Source organism: Hoeflea sp. AS60 (assembly GCF_038900115.1).
In the GTDB taxonomy this organism is placed as follows: Bacteria; Pseudomonadota; Alphaproteobacteria; order Rhizobiales; family Rhizobiaceae; genus Hoeflea.
The window spans coordinates 1,680,036-1,699,910 of record NZ_JBBMQP010000001.1 but is presented as its reverse complement, the minus strand read 5'-3'; the positions used below and the strand labels follow the sequence as shown (position 1 = coordinate 1,699,910).

16 protein-coding genes and 1 riboswitch are annotated in these 19,875 nt (G+C 60.7%); of the genes, 11 read left to right on the top strand and 5 right to left on the bottom strand.

Features of this window, described 5'->3' with window-relative positions:
- The first annotated feature begins 259 nt into the window (after positions 1-259).
- From WNZ14_RS07815 to WNZ14_RS07795, 5 genes are all read left to right on the top strand, one after another.
- Positions 260-1,432 carry an ROK family transcriptional regulator gene (locus tag WNZ14_RS07815; RefSeq protein WP_342868537.1) on the top strand — a complete coding sequence of 391 codons (1,173 nt, stop codon included), beginning with the start codon at positions 260-262 and terminating at the stop codon, positions 1,430-1,432.
- Between the two features lie 231 nt (positions 1,433-1,663).
- A complete protein-coding gene (locus tag WNZ14_RS07810) occupies positions 1,664-2,554 on the top strand; it encodes a metal ABC transporter substrate-binding protein (protein ID WP_342868009.1) in 891 nt (296 codons plus the stop codon).
- A complete protein-coding gene (locus WNZ14_RS07805; RefSeq protein WP_342868008.1) occupies positions 2,551-3,480 on the top strand; it encodes a manganese/iron ABC transporter ATP-binding protein in 930 nt (309 codons plus the stop codon). Before WNZ14_RS07810 ends, WNZ14_RS07805 begins: the two co-directional genes overlap by 4 nt.
- On the top strand, positions 3,477-4,340 hold the full coding sequence (locus WNZ14_RS07800; RefSeq protein WP_342868007.1) for a metal ABC transporter permease: 864 nt from the start codon (positions 3,477-3,479) through the stop codon (positions 4,338-4,340). Before WNZ14_RS07805 ends, WNZ14_RS07800 begins: the two co-directional genes overlap by 4 nt.
- The gene (locus tag WNZ14_RS07795) at positions 4,340-5,188 is read left to right on the top strand and encodes a metal ABC transporter permease (RefSeq protein ID WP_342868006.1); all 849 of its coding nucleotides are present in this window, start codon (positions 4,340-4,342) and stop codon (positions 5,186-5,188) included. The genes WNZ14_RS07800 and WNZ14_RS07795 overlap by 1 nt, the downstream gene beginning before the upstream one ends.
- Positions 5,189-5,230: 42 nt before the next feature.
- Here WNZ14_RS07795 and WNZ14_RS07790 read toward each other — a convergent pair whose 3' ends face one another.
- Complete coding sequence (locus WNZ14_RS07790) at positions 5,231-5,974, bottom strand: hypothetical protein (RefSeq protein ID WP_342868005.1); 744 nt, start codon at positions 5,972-5,974, stop codon at positions 5,231-5,233.
- Between the two features lie 301 nt (positions 5,975-6,275).
- Positions 6,276-6,363: riboswitch (glycine riboswitch) on the top strand.
- 146 nt (positions 6,364-6,509) lie between these two features.
- Between WNZ14_RS07790 and gcvT the strand changes: the two genes are divergently transcribed.
- The 6 genes from gcvT to WNZ14_RS07760 all read left to right on the top strand — a co-directional run bounded on the left by gcvT (position 6,510) and on the right by WNZ14_RS07760 (position 16,458).
- Positions 6,510-7,649 (top strand): glycine cleavage system aminomethyltransferase GcvT, encoded by a 1,140-nt coding sequence (gene gcvT, locus WNZ14_RS07785; protein ID WP_342868004.1) that lies wholly within the window; start codon positions 6,510-6,512, stop codon positions 7,647-7,649.
- A 20-nt stretch (positions 7,650-7,669) separates the two neighbouring features.
- Positions 7,670-8,032, top strand: a complete 363-nt coding sequence (gcvH, locus tag WNZ14_RS07780; protein ID WP_342868003.1) for a glycine cleavage system protein GcvH — start codon at positions 7,670-7,672, stop codon at positions 8,030-8,032.
- 8 nt (positions 8,033-8,040) lie between these two features.
- A complete protein-coding gene (gene gcvP, locus WNZ14_RS07775) occupies positions 8,041-10,893 on the top strand; it encodes an aminomethyl-transferring glycine dehydrogenase (RefSeq protein ID WP_342868002.1) in 2,853 nt (950 codons plus the stop codon).
- Positions 10,894-11,319: 426 nt separating this feature from the next.
- On the top strand, positions 11,320-11,943 hold the full coding sequence (locus WNZ14_RS07770; RefSeq protein WP_342868001.1) for a TetR/AcrR family transcriptional regulator: 624 nt from the start codon (positions 11,320-11,322) through the stop codon (positions 11,941-11,943).
- A gap of 11 nt (positions 11,944-11,954) precedes the next feature.
- A complete protein-coding gene (locus WNZ14_RS07765; RefSeq protein WP_342868000.1) occupies positions 11,955-13,154 on the top strand; it encodes an efflux RND transporter periplasmic adaptor subunit in 1,200 nt (399 codons plus the stop codon).
- A gap of 10 nt (positions 13,155-13,164) precedes the next feature.
- Entirely contained in the window at positions 13,165-16,458 is a 3,294-nt protein-coding gene (locus tag WNZ14_RS07760; protein WP_342867999.1) for an efflux RND transporter permease subunit, read from the top strand.
- A 41-nt stretch (positions 16,459-16,499) separates the two neighbouring features.
- Here the strand turns inward: WNZ14_RS07760 and WNZ14_RS07755 are convergent, their stop codons facing one another.
- Genes WNZ14_RS07755 through WNZ14_RS07740 form a run of 4 tightly spaced genes read right to left on the bottom strand, consistent with a single transcriptional unit; the run spans position 16,500 to position 19,830 of the window.
- Positions 16,500-17,186 carry an ABC transporter ATP-binding protein gene (locus tag WNZ14_RS07755; RefSeq protein ID WP_342867998.1) on the bottom strand — a complete coding sequence of 229 codons (687 nt, stop codon included), beginning with the start codon at positions 17,184-17,186 and terminating at the stop codon, positions 16,500-16,502.
- The gene (locus WNZ14_RS07750) at positions 17,183-17,935 is read right to left on the bottom strand and encodes an ABC transporter ATP-binding protein (protein ID WP_342867997.1); all 753 of its coding nucleotides are present in this window, start codon (positions 17,933-17,935) and stop codon (positions 17,183-17,185) included. The genes WNZ14_RS07755 and WNZ14_RS07750 overlap by 4 nt, the downstream gene beginning before the upstream one ends.
- A complete protein-coding gene (locus WNZ14_RS07745) occupies positions 17,928-18,917 on the bottom strand; it encodes a branched-chain amino acid ABC transporter permease (RefSeq protein ID WP_342867996.1) in 990 nt (329 codons plus the stop codon). Before WNZ14_RS07745 ends, WNZ14_RS07750 begins: the two co-directional genes overlap by 8 nt.
- Positions 18,910-19,830: a branched-chain amino acid ABC transporter permease gene (locus tag WNZ14_RS07740; protein WP_342867995.1), complete on the bottom strand. Its 921-nt coding sequence runs from the start codon at positions 19,828-19,830 to the stop codon at positions 18,910-18,912. Before WNZ14_RS07740 ends, WNZ14_RS07745 begins: the two co-directional genes overlap by 8 nt.
- Positions 19,831-19,875: the final 45 nt, after the last annotated feature.

The following is a 19,875-nucleotide window of genomic DNA, read 5'->3' as shown; positions in this document are numbered from 1 at the left end:
AGTCTGCATGCGCGGCGAACCGGAATTCCTCCAGCCTGTTCTCCGCGTCATCGCTAAAAAAGCACAAAACATGTTCACCTGTCAATTAATAATTCATTCTTATTTAGCTATTGACTGGGTATCGTCTTTCTAACATTGTTTTGCTAAGGAACATCCGCGTTGGAAGATCGTTGCATTGACAACGAATTCGGGAGGACACTGACAGGTGCCGCAAGATGCGAAGACCGGCAACGACCGCAACGGCCCCGTGAGCCATTCGATGCGTGGATCGAACCAGAGCGGTTTGCGTGCCTATAACCAGAGGCTCGTCCTCAGCCTTGTCTATACGCACGGCAAGCTGGCCAAGACCGATATTGCCCGCATGACCGGCCTTTCAGCCCAAACCGGCTCGGTTATCATGCGCGAGCTCGAGGCTGAAGATCTGATCGTCAAGGGCGAACCGATCCGCGGCAAGGTGGGCCAGCCGTCCGTTCCACTCTCGATCAATCCCGACGGGGCTTTCTTCATCGGGCTTAAGGTTGGTCGCCGCAGCGCCGAACTCATCCTGATCAATTTCCTTGGCGAACCGAAGGCCACACTGCGCAAAAGCTATCCATGGCCGACACCGCCGCAGATCATCGCCTTTGTCCGTGACGGCATCGAGGAGATCATCCAGGGGCTGCCCGCGAATTTGCGTGACCGCGTGGCCGGACTGGGCATCGCCACGCCGTTCCAGCTGTGGGACTGGACCGAGCAGGCAGGCGCGCCGCGCGAGGAAATGGATCTGTGGCGCAGTTGCGACCTCAGGGCGGAACTTGCCAGCGTCTGCAACATGCCGGTCTACCTGCAGAACGACGCGACCGCGGCCTGCGCGGCGGAACTGGTGTTCGGCACCCATCCGGGTCTGAGCGATTATCTGTATTTTTATGTCGGCACCTTCATCGGCGGCGGCGTTGTGCTCAATGGCAGCGTCTATTCGGGGCGAACGGGCAATGCCGGTGCACTTGGCCCGCTGCCCGTTTCCGGAACAGACGGCAAGCCGGTGCAATTGATCGAACGGGCCTCGATCATGCTGCTCGAGCGCATGCTCAGAGCTGCCGGCCGGGATCCCTCGCCCCTCTGGAACAGCCCGGATAAGTGGACCGGTTTCGAAGCTCTCGCCGACGAATGGGTCGCAATCCTTTCCCGCGGCCTGGCGCAGGCCATTGTCTCGGCCGCATCGATCATCGATTTCGAGCATGTTGTCATTGATGGCGGGTTGCCGGCCGAGATCAGGGAAAAGATAGTTGCGGCAACGCGGGCTGAGATCAGGACCTATGACCTTCGCGGGCTCGACGTGCCAAAGCTCCTGCCGGGAACAGTGGGCCATCTCGCCCGCGCGCTGGGGGCCGCCAGCCTGCCGCTGTTCGACAAATATCTGATTGATCGCAACGCCCGCCTCGGCACAGCCTGAGCCTGAACGCCGGACCCGAGAAGACCACTTTCCTTCGCAATTTGCCCGGCGGCAAAACCAAATCGTGCACCACTCCAGGCATTCGTCACCGGAAGATCCCGCGCCCGCGCGCGGTTCCGGCCGCGCAACTGATACTGCCCATCCCCGTTCTTGCGAATGATTTGCAAAAACGTTGACAACGCTCGCAATCCGCATAGATTGCTTCTTGCAAACCATTCGCAGGAAGCATTCATGCGTCTTTTCGCAGTTCTGGGACTTTTCTTCGCACTCTGCCTTGGTCCGGCGTCACCGGCCCTGGCGCAGATCAAGGTTCTGACGTCTTTTACTGTTTTCGCCGACATGGCCCGCAATATTGCGGGCGAGCATGCCGAGGTTGTCTCGATCACCCGCGAGGGCGCCGAGATCCACATGTTCCGGCCGACGCCTGGCGACATCAAGCGCGGGCTTGGCGCCGATGTGGTCTTGTGGAACGGTCTCGGGCTCGAGACCTGGTTCGAGCGCTATCTTGAAAATCTCGGCAATATCAAAGCCTATACGCTGTCGGATGGTGTCGAGCCGATCATGATTGGCGAGGGCGCCTATGAAGGCCGGGCCAACCCACATGCCTGGATGTCGCCCGGCAATGCGATCATCTATATCGACAATATCGTGACCGCCCTGTCGGAGACCGATCCGGAGAATGCCGGTGCCTACGCCGCCAATGGCGAGGCCTACAAGGCGGAAATCGCTTCCACCTTCGCGCCGATCCGCGCAGCAATCGCAGCACTACCAGAAGAGAAGCGCTGGCTGGTGACGAGCGAAGCCGCGTTTTCCTATCTGGCCAGGGATTTCGGCCTCAAGGAAGCCTCCATCTGGGCGATCAACGCCGACAGCCAGGGCTCGCCGCAACAGGTGCGCCGCATCATCGACCTGATCCGTGACAACAACATTCCGGTGATATTCTCCGAAAGCACGGTTTCGCCCAAGCCCGCTGAGCAGGTGGCGCGCGAGACAGACATCGCCTATGGCGGCGTACTTTATGTGGACTCGCTGTCGACGCCCGACGGTCCGGTGCCGACCTATCTGGATCTTCTCCGGGTGACGTCGGAAACCATTGTCACTGGCCTGACGGCACAACCATGAGCACCACCGCATCCGCTGAGAACCAGACTGCCGAAGCGACCGGCCTTGAGGTCACGGACGTTTCGGTGATCTACCGCAATGGCAACCGGGCGCTTGATGGCGCGGCGTTCTCCGTGCCGCGCGGCTCGATCACCGCTCTTGTCGGGATCAACGGCAGCGGCAAGTCGACCCTTTTCAAGTCGCTGATGGGCTTTGTTCCGCTGGCGAGCGGCCAGATCAGCATCATGGGCATGAACGTCAAGGAAGCGCTTCGCCGCAATCTGGTGGCCTATGTGCCCCAAAGCGAGGAGATCGACTGGTCGTTTCCTGTTCTGGTCGAGGATGTCGTTCTGATGGGCCGTTACGGCCACATGAATTTCCTGCGCATGACCCGCCCGCAGGACCGCGTGGCCGTCAACGATGCGCTCGAGCGGGTTGGCATGACCGAATTCCGCAAGCGCCAGATCGGCGAATTGTCGGGCGGGCAGAAGAAGCGTGTGTTCCTCGCCCGTGCGCTGGCCCAGGAAGGCCAGGTCATCCTGCTTGATGAGCCCTTCACCGGCGTTGATGTGACCACCGAGCAGCAGATCATCGAACTGCTGAAGGACCTGCGCGCGGAAGGCCGGGTGATGCTGGTCTCGACCCACAATCTCGGCAGTGTACCGGAATTCTGCGACCGGGCGGTGCTGATCAATCGCAGCATCCTGGCGGAAGGACCGACCAGCGAAGTCTTCACCCAGAAGAACCTGCAGAAGGCCTTTGGCGGTGTGCTCAGGCACTTCGTTCTGGGCGGGCAGGATCTGCATGATGATGACGACCGCCGGCAGGTCACCGTTCTGACCGACGACGAACGGCCTTTCGTCATCTACGGCGAAACCGAGCGCAAGGCTAGCAAGGCCAAAGGGTCTGCCAAAGACAAGGATGTGACCAAGGACAAGGCCACATGAGCCTGCTGCTCGAACCCTTCTCCTATGGCTACATGGTCAACGCCATGTGGGTCTCGGCGCTGACCGGGGCGATCTGCGCATTCCTGTCGTGCTACCTGATGCTCAAGGGCTGGTCGCTGATCGGCGACGCGCTCTCGCATTCGATCGTGCCCGGCGTCGCCGGCGCCTATATGCTGGGTCTTCCGTTTGCAGCGGGCGCGTTTCTCGCGGGCGGTCTTGCGGCTGCCGCCATGCTTGCCATCCGCTCACGCACCCGGCTTCGCGAAGACGCAATCATCGGCATGATCTTTGTCTCGTTCTTTGCGCTCGGGCTGTTCATGGTGTCGATCTCGCCAACGCCGATCAATGTGCAGACCATCGTTCTTGGCAATGTGCTGGCAATCACGCCGGCCGACACCACGCAACTGATCATCATCGGCGTGGTCACCCTCGTTGTGCTGTCGGTGATCTGGAAAGACCTGATGCTGGTGTTCTTCGATGAAAGCCATGCCCGCGCCATCGGCATCCGCGCCACAGCGCTGAAGGTCGTGTTCTTCACGCTGCTCGCCGCCTCCACCGTAGCCGCGATGCAGACCGTTGGCGCGTTTCTGGTGATCGCCCTTGTGGTGACACCCGGCGCCACCGCCTATCTCTTGACCGACCGGTTTCCGAAGCTGATCGTCATTGCCGTGGCGATAGGCTCGATCACGTCGTTCGTCGGGGTTTATCTCAGCTACTTCCTCGATGGCGCGACCGGGGGCGTGGTGATCATGCTGCAGACTGGGCTGTTCCTTCTGGCTTTTGTCTTTGCGCCCCGCCACGGGCTTCTGGCCCAGCGCGCAAAAGTCCGCAACGCCAGCCCCGAGACGGGGCCCGCGTGATGGACGGTCTCATCGATTTCCTCATCGACCCGTTCCGCTTCGCCTATATGCAGAAGGCGTTTCTGATCACGCTTCTGATCGCCATGCCGATGGCCGCCATGAGTTCCCTGATGGTGCTCAAGGGCTGGTCGCTTCTGGGCGACGCCATGAGCCACGCCGTGCTGCCCGGCATCGTCATGGCCTATATCGCCGGCCTGCCGCTGGTGATCGGCGCCTTCGCTGCTGGCCTGTTCTGCGCGGTTGCCACCGGCTGGCTCAACGCCAACAGCCGGGTCAAGGAAGACACGGTAATGGGCATCGTGTTTTCCGGCATGTTTGGCCTCGGCATCGTGCTGCATGTCAGCGTCCGCTCCAGCCTGCATCTCGATCATATCCTGTTCGGCGACATGCTCGGCGTCAGCTGGTCCGACATCGGCGCCACCGCGTTGCTGGCAGCACTCTGCGGCGGGTTCCTGCTGATCAAATGGCGCGATCTCGTCGCCCAGGCATTCGACGGCATGCATGCCCGCGCCATCGGGCTTCGCACTGGCTGGCTGCATTACGGTCTGCTGACCGCCATCGCCCTGATGATCGTCGCCAGCCTCAAGGCCGTCGGCATCATCCTGTCGATCGCGCTCTTGGTGGCGCCGGGCGCGATCGCCTTCCTCGTCGCCCGCACCTTCGCCGGCATGCTGATCGTGGCTGTGGGATCCGTGATCCTGAGCGCGCTGATCGGCATTTTCGCCAGCTACCACATCGACAGCGAACCGGCGCCCACCATGGTGCTGATGATGACCGGATTTTTCATCGTGGCACTGGTGGTGAGCCAGGTGCGGGACATGCGGATGCGGCGGTGGGCGCGGGGGTAGAGGGTAGAGATTCAGTGGCCCCAGAACTCGTATGTTTAGTTCTCACAACTGGATGTGAATATGGTCGTCATGACGCGCCGCGCGGCATCCTTGAAATCTGATCTTATCGCTTTGAATGCCAAATCGTTCGCGCAAGTGCGGTTCGATGAATACCTTCTCAATGCGCTCATCAGAGCTCAACCATTCTAATGCCGACTTCACCCGTGCCTCATCAAGTTGATAGTCGGGCCAGAAGCCTTGAAGCCAATCCATATCCCATCTCAGGCTAATTAATTGGCTCGGACAGTTGGTCGGGCCTGGTTCAAACGCAAAGTAGCCGACTGGTGATCTCGTGTATCCGGGCATATAGGCGTCATTTTCACGGTAATAAAAGGCCAGATCTGCCTTGCGCCCATCATCATGCGAGAGGTGCGGCAACAAAGGGAAGCCAGCGATAAACGGAAAATTGGCATCAAGCACGAGCGTCATGGTGCCCGGAAATTCGCTTTCCATCTGAGCAGCAAGGTCATTTAGAGAGGCTTTCATCTCCGGGACAACGTAGTGCCGGTTCAACAAACAATAGATTTTAGATTGCATCTGGAGGGAACCAGCTCCGATACATGGCAGCGGTTCACGCCCAAGCATTGGAGCCACCCAAAGCGCAGCGAATGACAAAACGGCATATGAAGCTGCAAAAATGGTCATTCGCCTTTTGAACAAGAGTGCAATCAACCAGGCCAACCCGCCAATTTGCGTAGCGACCGTCAGCACTGCAAAAATACATATGTGTTTCAAAAAACTCAGCATTTTTGGACATTATTACGGGAATCGAATGAAGAAAAGCTGTTGCGTCAACGCCAGTAAGATCAAATGCCGGCCATCGAGCGGAAGCACACACTCGGCGCACCTGGCTCTTGAATGATTAGCGCGTCTGCACTGACCACGCGCGCCAAACTGGTCACCAGACTTCAGTTTCATCGTCACGGCAGACAGTTCAGCGCTGAAAAAGCTAGAATGCGGTGGTGTTCCCGCGCAGTCATTCCCCCATCCACGCACTCCATCCCCAACCCCTCCCCCTTGCCTTCCCCGCCCGATTCAGCATAGTTACCCCGTCCCGTTGGGAGAAGCCGGTTTGATCCGGTGCCGAAGGAGCAACCGCCCCGGAAACTCTCAGGCAAAAGGACCAGCGGAACATCACGGACTCTGGAGAATGGCGTTCACGCGTCTGCCGAAGGGATAACAATCTCAGGCAAAAGGACAGAGGGGGCTGTTTGAAGGTGTCTTGCACCTGATGATTGGCCCGTGCGCGGTTGAAGCCGGCACCTGAGATGGAGACTGCAGCGTGGACACCACAGCTGACCTTCTTGAGACACCTCTACATTCCCTGCACCTTGAGCTTGGCGCGCGCATGGCCGGTTTTGCCGGTTACGACATGCCGATCCAGTACCCGATGGGCGTCATGCAGGAACATCTTCACACCCGCGCCAATGCCGGCCTGTTCGATGTCTCGCATATGGGGCAGATCCTGATCCGCGCCAAAAGCGGCGATGTCCGTGACGCGGCACTGGCTCTCGAAAAGATAACGCCGGTCGATGTGGCGGACCTGAAACCCGGCCGCCAGCGCTACGGGCTTTTCACCAATGACAAGGGCGGCCTGGAAGACGATTTCATGGTCGCCAACCGCGGTGACCATCTCTACCTGGTGGTCAACGCCGCCTGCAAGCATCAGGATCTGGCCCGCATCGAAGCAGCACTTTCCGACAGTTGCGAGATCGAGGCGCAGTTTGATCGCGGGCTGATTGCGCTGCAGGGTCCGGCTGCCGAAGGTGTGCTCTCCTCCTACGCGCCGGATGCGGAAGACATGCTGTTCATGGATGTCACCGAGCTTGAAATCGCCGGCGTACCGGTGGTGGTGTCACGCTCGGGCTATACCGGCGAGGACGGCTACGAGATCTCGATCCCGGTGGAGGAGACCGAGCGCATCGCCCGGCTGTTGTTGTCGGATGACCATGTTGCACCGATCGGACTTGGCGCGCGGGATTCACTCAGGCTCGAAGCCGGGCTCTGCCTTTATGGCAACGACATCAATCAGACCACGACGCCGGTCGAGGCCAATCTCAAATGGGCGATCCAGAAGGTGCGGCGCACCGGCGGCGCGCGCCAAGGCGGCTTCCCTGGTGCTGACGTGATCCTCGGCCAGTTTGACAATGGCGCATCGCGCGTCCGGGTCGGGCTGCAACCTGCAGGCAAGGCGCCTGTGCGGGCGGGCGCGGTGCTGTTTGAGACCGAAACCGGCGGCGAGGCGATCGGCACCGTGACATCGGGCGGCTTCGGTCCCAGCGCAGGCGGCCCCGTTGCCATGGGCTACGTGCCTGCGGCTCTGACCGCTGGCGGCACAAAGATATTTGCCGAAGTGCGCGGCAAGCGGCTTGAATGCACTGTTGCCGCCCTGCCCTTCGTCCCCTCCACCTACAAACGCTAATTCATTACAGGAACAGTCCCATGCTCAAATTCACCGAAGACCACGAATGGCTCAAGATCGAAGGCGATGTTGCCACCGTCGGCATCACCGAACATGCCGCCGAGCAGCTTGGCGACCTGGTGTTTGTCGAACTGCCAGAGGTCGGCGCAAAGCTCGACAAGGGCGGCGAGGCGTCGACGGTGGAATCGGTCAAGGCGGCATCGGATGTCTACTGCCCGCTCGCCGGCGAAATCACCGAGGTCAACCAGGCGATTGCCGACGACCCGTCGCTGGTCAATTCCGATCCCACAGGCGCCGGCTGGTTCTTCAAGCTCAAGCTTGATGACGCGAGTAGCGCAAACGATCTGATGGACGAAACCGCCTACAACGCAATGATCGGCTGATATCTGCCATGACCATCAAACTGACTGATTACGATCCTTACGACTTCGCCAACCGCCGCCACATCGGCCCATCGCCTGCGGAAATTTCCGACATGCTCAAGGTGGTCGGCGCTTCCTCTCTCGACGCGCTGATTGACGAGACCGTTCCGGGCTCGATCCGCCAGAAAACGCCGCTGGCGTTTGGCGATCCGATGAGCGAGCGCGAGGTGCTTGATCACTTGCGGGCGACGGCGCGCAAGAACAAGGTCATGGTCTCGCTGATCGGTCAGGGCTATCACGGCACCATCATGCCGCCGGTGATCCAGCGCTGCATTCTCGAGAATCCGGCCTGGTACACGGCCTACACGCCCTACCAGCCGGAAATCAGCCAGGGACGGCTGGAAGCGCTGCTGAACTTCCAGACCATGGTCGCCGATCTCACCGGCCTCGATATCGCCAACGCTTCGCTGCTCGATGAAGCAACAGCAGCAGCCGAAGCCATGGCGATGGCCGAGCGGGCATCGAAATCGAAGAAAAGCGCTTTCTTTGTCGATCATCACTGCCATCCGCAGACGATCGACGTCATCCGCACCCGTGCAGAGCCGCTGGGTTGGGAAGTCATTGTCGGCGATCCGTTCACCGAACTCGATGCCGCTGCAGTTTTTGGCGCAATCTTCCAGTATCCCGGCACCCATGGTCATGTGCAGGATTTCACCGATCTGATAACCAAGCTGCATGGAGAGAACGCCATCGCCGTCGTCGCCGCCGATCCGCTGTCGCTGACGCTTCTGAAATCGCCCGGTGAAATGGGTGCCGACATCGCCATCGGCTCGATGCAGCGCTTCGGCGTGCCTGTCGGCTATGGCGGCCCGCATGCTGCCTATATGGCTGTGAAAGATGCCTACAAGCGCTCGATGCCCGGCCGTCTGGTCGGTGTGACTGTCGATGCGCGCGGCAACCAGGCCTACCGGCTGGCGTTGCAGACCCGCGAGCAACACATCCGCCGCGAGAAGGCGACCTCGAACATCTGCACCGCGCAGGTGCTGCTGGCCGTGATCGCCTCGATGTACGCCGTGTTCCATGGCCCCGTCGGCCTGCGCGCCATCGCCGGGCGCGTGCACATCAAGGCTGCAACTCTTGCCGCCGGCCTCAAGCAGCTTGATTTCATCATCGATCCGGCGATCTTCTTCGACACAATCACCGTATTCGCCGAAGGCCACCAGGCCAAGATCCTGGAAGCGGCGCGGAGCGAAGGTCTCAATCTGCGCAAGGTGGGTGACGACCGCATCGGCATCGCGCTCGATGAAGTCTCGCGACCTGAAACCGTGGAAGCGGTTTGGCGCGCGTTTGGCGGCAATCTCAAGTTCAAGGATCTGCTGGCAGAGCCGATCATCGCCGATCCGCTGGTGCGCCAGTCGCGCTATCTCGAGCATCCGATCTTCCACATGAACCGCGCCGAAAGCGAGATGACCCGCTACATCCGCCGCCTGTCGGACAAGGATCTGGCGCTCGACCGGACGATGATCCCGCTCGGCTCGTGCACGATGAAGCTCAACGCCACGGCTGAGATGCTGTCGATCACCTGGCCGGAATTCGCCGACATCCATCCGTTTGCACCGGCGGACCAGGCGCTCGGCTACAAGCAGATGATCGACGATCTGTCGGACAAGCTCTGCCAGATCACCGGCTATGACGCGATCTCGATGCAGCCCAATTCAGGCGCGCAGGGCGAATATGCAGGCCTGATGACCATCCGCGCCTATCATCGCGCCAATGGCCAGGCCCACCGGCATGTCTGCCTGATCCCGACTTCGGCGCATGGCACCAACCCGGCGTCGGCGCAAATGGCGGGCATGACAGTCGTGGCTGTCGGCACCCGCGAGAATGGTGATATCGACCTTGATGATTTCCGCGCCAAGGCCGAGCTGCACTCCGACAATCTCGCCGCCTGCATGATCACCTATCCGTCAACACACGGGGTGTTCGAGGAGACGGCCACCGAGGTCTGCGAAATCACCCACACCCATGGTGGCCAGGTCTATCTCGATGGCGCCAATCTCAATGCGCTGGTGGGCCTCGCGCGTCCTGGCGACATCGGCTCGGATGTGAGCCATCTCAACCTGCACAAGACCTTCTGCATCCCCCATGGCGGCGGCGGACCGGGCATGGGGCCGATCGGGGTCAAGGCGCATCTGACGCCCTACCTTCCTGGACATTCGGAAACCGACGGCAAGCCGGGTGCTGTCTCGGCCGCTCCGTTCGGGTCGGCTTCGATCCTGCCGATCTCCTGGGCCTATTGCCTGATGATGGGCGGCGAAGGCCTGACCCAGGCGACCAAGATCGCGATCCTCAACGCCAATTACATCGCAGCCCGGCTGAAGGGCGCTTACAACGTGCTCTACACATCATCGAAGGGCCGGGTGGCACATGAATGCATTCTCGATACGCGACCCCTGGTGGCGCGTGCCGGCGTGACCGTCGATGATGTTGCCAAGCGGCTGATCGATTGTGGCTTCCACGCACCAACGATGAGCTGGCCGGTTGCAGGCACCTTGATGATCGAGCCGACGGAATCGGAAGTGAAGGCCGAGCTCGACCGGTTCTGTGCGGCAATGCTCGCCATTCGCGAAGAAGCCCAGGCGATCGAGGACGGCACGATGGACCGGGACAACAACCCGCTCAAGAACGCGCCGCACACGATCGAGGATCTGGTCGGCCCATGGGACCGGCCTTACGACCGGGACGCCGCCTGCTTCCCGGCAGGCGCGATGCGCAACGCCAAGTATTTCGCGCCGGTCAACCGGGTCGACAATGTCTATGGTGACCGACACCTGGTCTGCTCCTGCCCGCCGATGTCGGACTATGCCGAGGCAGCTGAGTAAAATTGATCTCGAATATCAAGAGGCGGCTTTCGGGCCGCCTCTTTTTCATCCGGCGCCTGTGACCGCAAGCCGAACAAAGCACGGCGAAACTTTTTGCAAACTGCCACTTAGGAAGGCAGATTTTCATTGATTTGATCTAAACATTACGCAGCAGCTTGAAATATTCCACAAGCTGAAATGGATATTCCATTGCCGTACCAGCATGCTGACAGCCACTGACACTCAACTGGGGTAAGCATGAGGCGGTGATTTGCCTCGCGGCACTGGATGAGCGGTGCTATTTTTCCATCAAGTCTTGATGAATGAATATTCATTCACTATGTTTACTTCCGAAACAAGGCACCGGGAACCCGGGCTCCTCTTGTATATGCATGAGTAACGACTGCCTTTTCAGGCCACCTGCACATAACTTTCAGGGACCTTCGCATGGATACAGCCACGCACAGCATCGCCAGCCAGCGCGCTCTGGACATTCTCGACCAGGTGAAGTCCGTTTTCGCAACGAACGGCTTCGACGGCACTTCAATGCAGGATCTGGCCCAGGCGACGCAGATGAGTGTCGGCAATTTCTACCGCTATTTCCCGTCCAAGGACGCCATCATCACTGCGCTTGTCAAACGTGACCTGATGCAGATCGAAGCTGTCTTTGATGCGGTACAAACCTCATCGGATCCTGGCGCCACCTTCATGCAGTTGTTGCGTCAGCGAATTGAAACTTTGCCTTGCCAGGACGCCGCATTGTGGAGCGAAGTTCAGGCCGCCTCTTTCCGCGCGCCCGAGATTGCGACGCTGATGCGCGCCATGGACGAGACAGTCCGCAGCAACATCGTCAACGCACTTGTCCGCATCCATGGCGATGATGGCACTGACGCACGAGAGATCTTCGAAACCCGAGCGCATCTGATGATGCTGCTTATCCATGGCTTTGCCCAGCGCAAATACTGTGCTCGCGAGGCCATGAACGACGACCAATCCGCGGCACTGGGAGAGCTCGTTCTTTCCACGCTGCATGACACGATTTTCGCCACCCCAACCACTCCCGCCGAATGACCGGACCCGATATGCGCCCAGTTTTTAGCCTGCTCCTTACACTGCCGCTTCTCTCGATCCCGGCCTTGCCGGCCGGTGCGGATGATGCGGAAAATGCCCCTTCGTCCGGCGCCCTGCCTCCTGCGATCATTGCGGTCAGGGCAGAGCAAGCGCCGATCACCGACCGGGTGCTGTCAAACGGCATGATCATGGCTGTCGAGGAGGTGCTTGTCGCGCCGCAGGTCGAAGGGCTGGCGATTGAAAGCCTTGAGGCTGATATCGGTGACAGGGTCGAGGCCGGGTCCGTGCTGGCCACGCTTTCCAAGGACCAGCTGATCCTGCAACGCAGTCAGCTTGACGCCAACCGCGCCAAGGCGCTTGCGGCAATCGCCCAGCTGGACGCGCAACTGGCCGAAGTCGAATCCAACACCCAGGAAACAGTCAAGGCAAGCAACCGCGCCAAGCAACTGGCCGAACAGGGCACCTACTCGACAGTCCAGGCGGAACAGGCAGAAGCCCAGGCAACGGCGTCACTTGCGCGGGTCCGTTCGGTCAAGGAATCGGTCAAGGTGGCGCAGGCCGATATCGCGCTGATCGACGCCCAGGTGAAGGACGTGGACTTGCGGCTGGCACGCACGGAGGTCAAGGCGCCGGTGTCGGGCATCATCTCGGCCAGAGGCGCCCGCGTCGGCTCTATCGCCAGCGCCAGTGCCGGCCCGTTGTTCACGATCATCAGGGATGGCAGTCTCGAAATGCGGGCAGATATCGCTGAAGCCGATATGCACCGGATCGCCGAAGGCCAGACAGTGATGATCCATCTCATCGGCGCGGGAACGCCCGTTAAAGGTCTTATCCGGCTGATCGACCCAACACTCAACACCACAACCCGGCTCGGCCTGGCCCGCATTGAAATTGCAGATGGCGCCAATTTGCGCGCCGGCATGTTCGCCGATGCCGAGATCATCGTTGCCAAGCGCGACGCGATCACCGTGCCGGTCACATCGGTCAACATGGAGAGCGATGGTGCAGACGTTCTCAAGATCGAGGACGGCATTGCCAGACGCACCAATGTCACCACCGGCATCCGCGAGGGCGGCATGGTTGAAATCGTCAATGGACTTTCGAGCGGCGATCTGATCGTCGCCAAGGCAGGCGCATTCGTGCGCGATGGGGACCGGATCACTCCGGTGGAAGAAACCGACAGCGGCTCTGTTGCCGCAATCACCGAGTGAGGCACTCGACATGAATTTTTCCGCATGGGCCATCCGCAATCCGATCGCGCCGATCCTGGCGTTCGCCCTGTTGACGATTGTCGGCATCCAGTCTTTCTTGACCTTGCCGATTACCCGCTTCCCCAATATCGACGTGCCGCTGGTGGCGATCACCGTCGTGCAGTCCGGTGCCGCTCCATCGGAAATGGAAGCGCAGGTAACCAAGCGCATCGAAGATACGGTGGCCGGCATCACCGGGGTTGATGACATTGCCTCCACCGTTTCGGACGGCATCTCCACCACAAACGTGATCTTCCGCATGGAAGTGCCGACCGACCAGGCGGTTCAGGACGTCAAGGATGCGATCGACAGGGTGCGCGGCGATCTGCCGGCTTCGGTGGAAGAACCGATCGTCACCCGCGTGGATGTCGAAGGCCAGGCGATCATGACCTTCGCGGTGCATGCGCCCGACATGACGCTCGAGGAAGCGTCGTGGTTTGTTGACGACACCGTCAAGCGGGCGCTCCAGGGCCAGCGCGGTGTCGGCAAGGTGGATCGCTACGGCGGCGCCGACCGCGAAATCCGCGTTGAACTCGATCCAGCGCGGCTTGATTCCTATGGCATCACCGCAGCCGACGTGAACCGGCAGCTGCGCGCGACCAACGCCAATCTCGGTGGCGGCCGCGGTGAAATCGGTGACCGGGAACAGGTGATCCGCACACTTGGGGACGCCAAGGATCCAGCGGCGTTGGCCAAGACCACCATTGCGCTCGCAAACGGCCGCTATGTGCGACTGAGCGATCTGGGCGTTGTGCGCGACACCTACGAGGAGCTGCGGTCGTTCGGCCGATTCAACGGCGACCAGGTGGTGTCCTTCGCAGTCTTCAGATCGAAGGGCGCCAGCGAGGTTTCTGTTGCCGAAGTGGTGACTGAAACGCTCGATGGAATCCGCGCTGACTATCCCAATGTGCAGCTGGTTCCGGTCGATGACACGGTGTTCTACACCTACGGCAACTATGAATCGGCGCTGCATACGCTGGTTGAGGGTTCGCTGCTCGCCGTTCTGGTGGTGCTGCTGTTCCTGAGGAACTGGCGGGCGACCTTGATCGCGGCAATCGCGCTGCCGTTGTCGGCCATCCCCACCTTCTACGTGATGGACCTGCTCGGCTTCTCGCTCAATCTGGTGAGCCTGCTCGCCATCACGCTTGCGACAGGCATTCTGGTCGATGACGCGATTGTCGAGGTGGAGAACATCTCGCGCCATATCCGCATGGGCAAGACACCCTACCGGGCCGCGGTCGAGGCCGCAGATGAAATCGGGCTCGCGGTGATTGCCACCACTTTCACCATCATTGCCGTGTTCGTGCCGGTGTCGTTCATGCCGGGCATTCCCGGGCAGTATTTCATCCAGTTCGGCATGACGGTGGCTGTCGCGGTGATGTTCTCGCTGCTGGTCGCGCGCCTGATCACGCCGATGATGGCTGCCTATCTAATGCGCGACAGCGATGCCCATGAGGAAGCCGAGGGCGGCGGCCGGATCATGCGCGGCTACACATGGTTTATCAGCAAGACCTTGCGCTGGAGATACACCACGCTTCTCGCAGCCATCTGTTCCCTGGTGGTTGCCGTCTATTTCATGGCCCAGGTGCCGGGCTCGTTCCTGCCGCCTGAAGACGTCTCGCGGGTCAGCATCAGTGTTGAATTGCCTCCCGGGGCAACACTGGACGACACCGACGACACCACCCAGGCGATGCGCGATATCATCAAGGATGTGGAAGGTGTGCAGAGCGTGTTCATTCTGGGCGGCACCTCGCCGCGCGGCGAACTCGATATCCGCCGCGCCTCTGTTTCGGTGATGCTTGAGAAAATCGAGCACTCGATCGTCAAGAAGGTGGTCAACGGTCTCGCAGGTGCAGTTCCGTTCGTGTCGGATGCCCTGCCGCGCATGGAGGTGCTGGGTCGTATCCGCTCGCAGGCGGAGATCGAAACCGAGATCTTCGACAAGCTGGCCGCCATTCCCGACATCAGGGCCTACAAGCTCAATGACCGCGGCGAACGCGACCTGACCTATAACGTGATCTCGACCGATGACGCGGCGATCGACCGTGCCGTTGCCATTCTCGAGCCGAAGCTCAAGGCCGAGAGCGTGCTCTCGAGCGTCAGCGTATCGGGCTCCCTGCCTCGTCCTGAAGTGCAGATCCGTCCGCGGCTCGAGGAAGCCGCCCGGCTTGGCGTGACCACGGCGCAGATCGCCGAAACTGTCCGGGTCGCCACCATCGGCGATGTCGACGCGGCGCTTGCCAAGATCTCGCTCGACAACCGCCAGATCCCGATCAGGGTGCAGCTCGATCCGGTCTACCGGACCGATATCGACCGCATCGGAAACCTTCGGGTTCAGACCACCAAGGGCGTTTCAGTGCCGCTCAAGACCGTGGCGGATGTGGTCATCACGCAAGGTCCGTCGACCATCAAGCGCTTCAACCGCGAAAGGCAGGCGACAATCGGCGCCAGCCTGCCGATCGGTGTGGCTCTCGACACGGCCAAGAACCGGTTCAACGAGATTGTGCAATCGACCGAGTTGCCGGCCGGCGTTCAGGTGCTGGAATCAGGTGATGCGGAAGTCCAGAACGAGTTGATGGACAGCTTCCTCAACGCCATGCTGATGGGGCTTCTCCTGGTGCTGACCGTGCTGATCCTGTTGTTCAAGGACGTGATCCAGCCGTTCACCATCCTGTTCTCGCTGCCGCTTGCCATTGGTGGTGTCGCGGCGGGCCTGATCCTGACCAACAACGCGCTGTCGATGCCGGTGCTGATCGGCATCCTGATGCTGATGGGCATTGTCACCAAGAACGCCATCCTACTGGTTGATTTCGCTGTCGAGCTGATCCGCACCGGCCGCGACCGCGTCGAAGCGATGATCGAGGCCGGCCAGAAGCGCGCCCGGCCAATCGTCATGACCTCGATTGCCATGTCGGCGGGCATGCTGCCCAGCGCGCTCGGCGTTGGCGAAGGCGGATCGTTCCGCGCGCCGATGGCGATTGCGGTGATCGGCGGGATAATAGTCTCGACGGTCCTCAGCCTCGTGGTGGTGCCGTCGTTCTTTCTGATCATGGATGACCTGTCACGGCTCCTGAGCTGGATCTTCAGCCGCTTTGTCGGCCCGAAGGAAGACGAGATCGAGGTGCTGGAGCCCGAAGCGATGACGGTTGCCATCGGTGAAAATGCCGGAGAGATCGCCGAATTGCGCGAACGGCTGGCGCGGCTCGAAAGTCAGGCAGACCGCGCCCCGCCAAAGCTGGTGATCACCCAGCAGGCTGCCGAGTAACAAACCACCGGGGCTGTATCAGCCCCGGTTTTTGCACCCATTCAAACACCCAGGAATTCGGTTTCGACGTCGCTGGTCAGGCTGGCCGGCGTGCCGGTCCAGACCGTCTCGCCACGGGCGAGAATGACGCAGCGATCGGCCACAGCGCGGAGTTCGGAGAAGCCCTTGTCGATCACCAGGATCGATTGTCCGCCCTGCTTGAGCTTGGCGATGGCTGCCCAGATTTCCTGACGCACCACCGGGGCAAGTCCTTCAGTCGCCTCATCGAGAATGAGCAAGCGCGGATTGGTCAGCAGCGCCCGGGCAATCGCCAGCATCTGCTGTTCGCCGCCCGAAAGCGTTGATGCACTCTGCGTCATCCGTTCGCCAAGGCGCGGAAACAGCTCGGTCGCCTTTTCAATGTCCCAGGGGCCAGAGCGAGCCGATGCCATCAGGTTCTCCGAGACCGAGAGATTGGCAAAACAGCGTCTGCCTTCCGGCGCCAGGCCGATGCCGAGCCGTGCTGCGCGGAAGGACGGCAGCACCGTAAGGTCCTTGCCATCAAACCGGATAGCGCCCTTGGTGGTTCTGAGCATCCGAGTGATCGAGCGGACGGTGGTGGTCTTGCCCATGCCGTTGCGGCCCATCAACGCCACGAGTTGGCCCTCGGCGATCTGGAGGTTAACCCCAAACAGTGCCTGCGAGGCGCCATAGAAGGCTTCGAGATTGCTGACTTCCAGAAGGCTCATGCCGCGTCCTCCCCGAGATAGGCGCTGCGGACTTCCGGATGATTGCGGATTTCATCGGCCTTGCCACGCGCAATGATCTTTCCGGCCACCAGAACGGAGATACGATCGGCCAGCTGGAAGACGGCGTCCATGTCATGCTCGATCAACAGGATCGGCGCTTCGGATCGCAGCTTGTCGAGGAAGCCGATCAATCGGCTCGAGCCTTCCTGTCCAAGACCAGCCATCGGCTCATCCATCAGGAAAATCCGTGGCCGCATGGCCAGCGCCATGGCGATTTCCAGCAGCCGCTTTTCGCCGTGGGAGAGTTCGCTGACGCGGACCCCTGCCCGCTCGCTCAGTCCGACACGCTCAAGCGCTGCCATCGCCTCATCGATCAGTTCCTTGTCACCGCCGACCTGACGGAAGAAGCCGAACACCGAACGGCGCCGGGCCTGGGCTGCAAACATGACATTGCCGCGCGCCGAGAATTCCGGGATCAGCGAGGAGACCTGAAAAGTACGGGTGAGCCCCAGACGGGCGCGGGCGATCTGATCAAGTCCGCTGATCTCATGGCTGTCGAAGCGGATCGAGCCAGCATCGGCTGCGAGCTCGCCGGCAATCAACTTGATCAGGCTCGATTTGCCGGCACCATTGGGGCCGATCAGGGCATGGATCTCGCCGGGGCGCACATCCAGTTCCACGCCATCGGTGACCTTCAATGCGCCAAAGGATTTGCTCAGACCTGAGAGCGACAGTACCGGTTCAGTCATGACGTACCCTCCCCGCGACCAAGCCTATGAAACCGCCACGGGCAAACAGCACGACTGCCAGCAGCGCCGCGCCGAGGAAAAACTGCCAGTGCTCGGTGACGCTGCCAAAGGCATGCTCGAACAGCACGAACAGACAGGCGCCAACCACCGGTCCGAAAAGCCGCGCAACGCCGCCCAGAATGATGAACACCATGATCTCGCCCGAGAGGTGCCAGGTCATCATCGAGGGGCTGACGAAACGGTTGAGATCGGCATAGAGCGCGCCGGCCAGACCGGTCACCATGCCCGAGAGCACGAAGGCTGCGAGCTTGATCCGGTAGGGCGACAGTCCGAGGGCTGCAACACGGCCCTCGTTCTGGCGGACGGCCTGTAAGGCAATGCCGAAGCGCGCACCGGTCATCTTCCACTGGGCGACCAGAACCACCATCAAGACTGCATAACACAGCAGAAAAAAGCTCAGCGGCTTGAGCGTGTTGATGCCCGGAAACGCATTTCTGACATAGATCGAAAGCCCATCTTCGCCGCCATAGGCGGGCCAGGAGATGGCGAAATAGTAGATCATCTGCGCGAATGCGAGTGTGATCATGATGAAGTAGACGCCCGAGGTGCGCAGGCTCAGCGCGCCGATCACCAGTGCGGCCAGACCGCTCGCCAACACCGCCACAAGCCACAGCACCAGCATCTGGTTGGTGCCGTTGATCACGAAGGGCGCGGTCATCAGCGGCTCGTAGGTCTGATGGTGGCTCGCCAGAATGCCCACGGCATAACCGCCGATGCCGAAGAACGCGGCGTGGCCGAAGGACACAAGTCCGCCAAGCCCAAGCGCAATGTTCAGCCCGACACCGGCCAGCGCCAGAATCGTCGCGCGGGTGGCGAGCGTCACGAGAAACGGCTCATCGGCAAGATGCGCGATCAAGGGCCCGCCGAGCAGGATCAGCGCCAGCACGATGTTGAGACGATGTTCAGTGATGAGGTCACGCATTGGCGGGAAACAACCCTTTTGGCTTGAACACCAGCACGGCGGCCATCAACAGATAGATCAGCATCGAGGCAATCGCCGAGCCGACACCGGCAGCGTCTGAGGCTCCCATGACGGTGGAAAGCAGAATAGGCAGCAGGAAGCGGCCCATGGTGTCGACAACGCCGACAATGAGAGCTGCGACCAGCGCGCCGCGGATCGAACCGATGCCGCCGATGACGATGACCACAAAGGCTAAAATGAGCACTGGCTCGCCCATGCCGATCTGAACCGACTGGATGGCGCCAATCATGGCGCCGGCAAAGCCGGCAAGGGCTGCGCCGAGCGCGAAGACCACGGTGTAGAGAAAACGGATGTCGACGCCCAGTGCTGCGATCATTTCGCGGTCGGCTTCTCCTGCGCGGATCTGCATGCCGAGCCTTGTTCGGCTGATCAGAAGACCAAGCCCGGCCGCCACAACCAGGCCGGCGACGATGATCGCCAGCCGGTAGGCGGGATAGGGCAAGCCGCCGGGCAGCATCACCACACCAGTCAAAAAGTCAGGTGGATCGAGATAGAGCGGGAACGAGCCGAACAGGAAGCGGACGCCTTCTGAAAACATCAGCACCAGCGCGAAGGTCGCCAGCACCTGATCAAGGTGATCGCGGTCATAGAGCCTGCGGATCACCACGATTTCGACCAGCGCGCCAAGGGCTGCGGCTGCGGCCAGGCTTGCAATCAGTCCGAGCCAGAACGACCCTGTCCAGGCAGCGACTGCTGCGCAGACGAAGCCGCCGACCATGAACAGCGAGCCATGGGCGAGATTGATCAATCCCATGACGCCAAAAATCAAGGTCAGGCCGGCCGCCATCAGAAACAGCATGACGCCGAGTTGCAGGCCGTTCAGGATCTGCTCAAGAAAAAGGGCAATACTCATCGTCTACCGGGCTCGCACTCCAGCGCCGCACATTCAATCGAACGC

Bases quoted from the DNA above. Each gene is read 5' to 3' on its own strand.
- WNZ14_RS07765 (WP_342868000.1), top strand. From the start codon at position 11,955: ATGCGCCCAGTTTTTAGCCTGCTCCTTACACTGCCGCTTCTCTCGATC.
- gcvP (WP_342868002.1), top strand. From the start codon at position 8,041: ATGACCATCAAACTGACTGATTACGATCCTTACGACTTCGCCAACCGC.
- WNZ14_RS07750 (WP_342867997.1), bottom strand. From the start codon at position 17,935: ATGACTGAACCGGTACTGTCGCTCTCAGGTCTGAGCAAATCCTTTGGC.
- WNZ14_RS07810 (WP_342868009.1), top strand. From the start codon at position 1,664: ATGCGTCTTTTCGCAGTTCTGGGACTTTTCTTCGCACTCTGCCTTGGT.
- WNZ14_RS07800 (WP_342868007.1), top strand. From the start codon at position 3,477: ATGAGCCTGCTGCTCGAACCCTTCTCCTATGGCTACATGGTCAACGCC.
- WNZ14_RS07815 (WP_342868537.1), top strand. From the start codon at position 260: ATGCGTGGATCGAACCAGAGCGGTTTGCGTGCCTATAACCAGAGGCTC.
- WNZ14_RS07740 (WP_342867995.1), bottom strand. From the start codon at position 19,830: ATGAGTATTGCCCTTTTTCTTGAGCAGATCCTGAACGGCCTGCAACTC.
- WNZ14_RS07760 (WP_342867999.1), top strand. From the start codon at position 13,165: ATGAATTTTTCCGCATGGGCCATCCGCAATCCGATCGCGCCGATCCTG.
- WNZ14_RS07795 (WP_342868006.1), top strand. From the start codon at position 4,340: ATGGACGGTCTCATCGATTTCCTCATCGACCCGTTCCGCTTCGCCTAT.
- WNZ14_RS07755 (WP_342867998.1), bottom strand. From the start codon at position 17,186: ATGAGCCTTCTGGAAGTCAGCAATCTCGAAGCCTTCTATGGCGCCTCG.
- gcvH (WP_342868003.1), top strand. From the start codon at position 7,670: ATGCTCAAATTCACCGAAGACCACGAATGGCTCAAGATCGAAGGCGAT.
- WNZ14_RS07770 (WP_342868001.1), top strand. From the start codon at position 11,320: ATGGATACAGCCACGCACAGCATCGCCAGCCAGCGCGCTCTGGACATT.
- WNZ14_RS07805 (WP_342868008.1), top strand. From the start codon at position 2,551: ATGAGCACCACCGCATCCGCTGAGAACCAGACTGCCGAAGCGACCGGC.
- WNZ14_RS07745 (WP_342867996.1), bottom strand. From the start codon at position 18,917: ATGCGTGACCTCATCACTGAACATCGTCTCAACATCGTGCTGGCGCTG.
- WNZ14_RS07790 (WP_342868005.1), bottom strand. From the start codon at position 5,974: ATGCTGAGTTTTTTGAAACACATATGTATTTTTGCAGTGCTGACGGTC.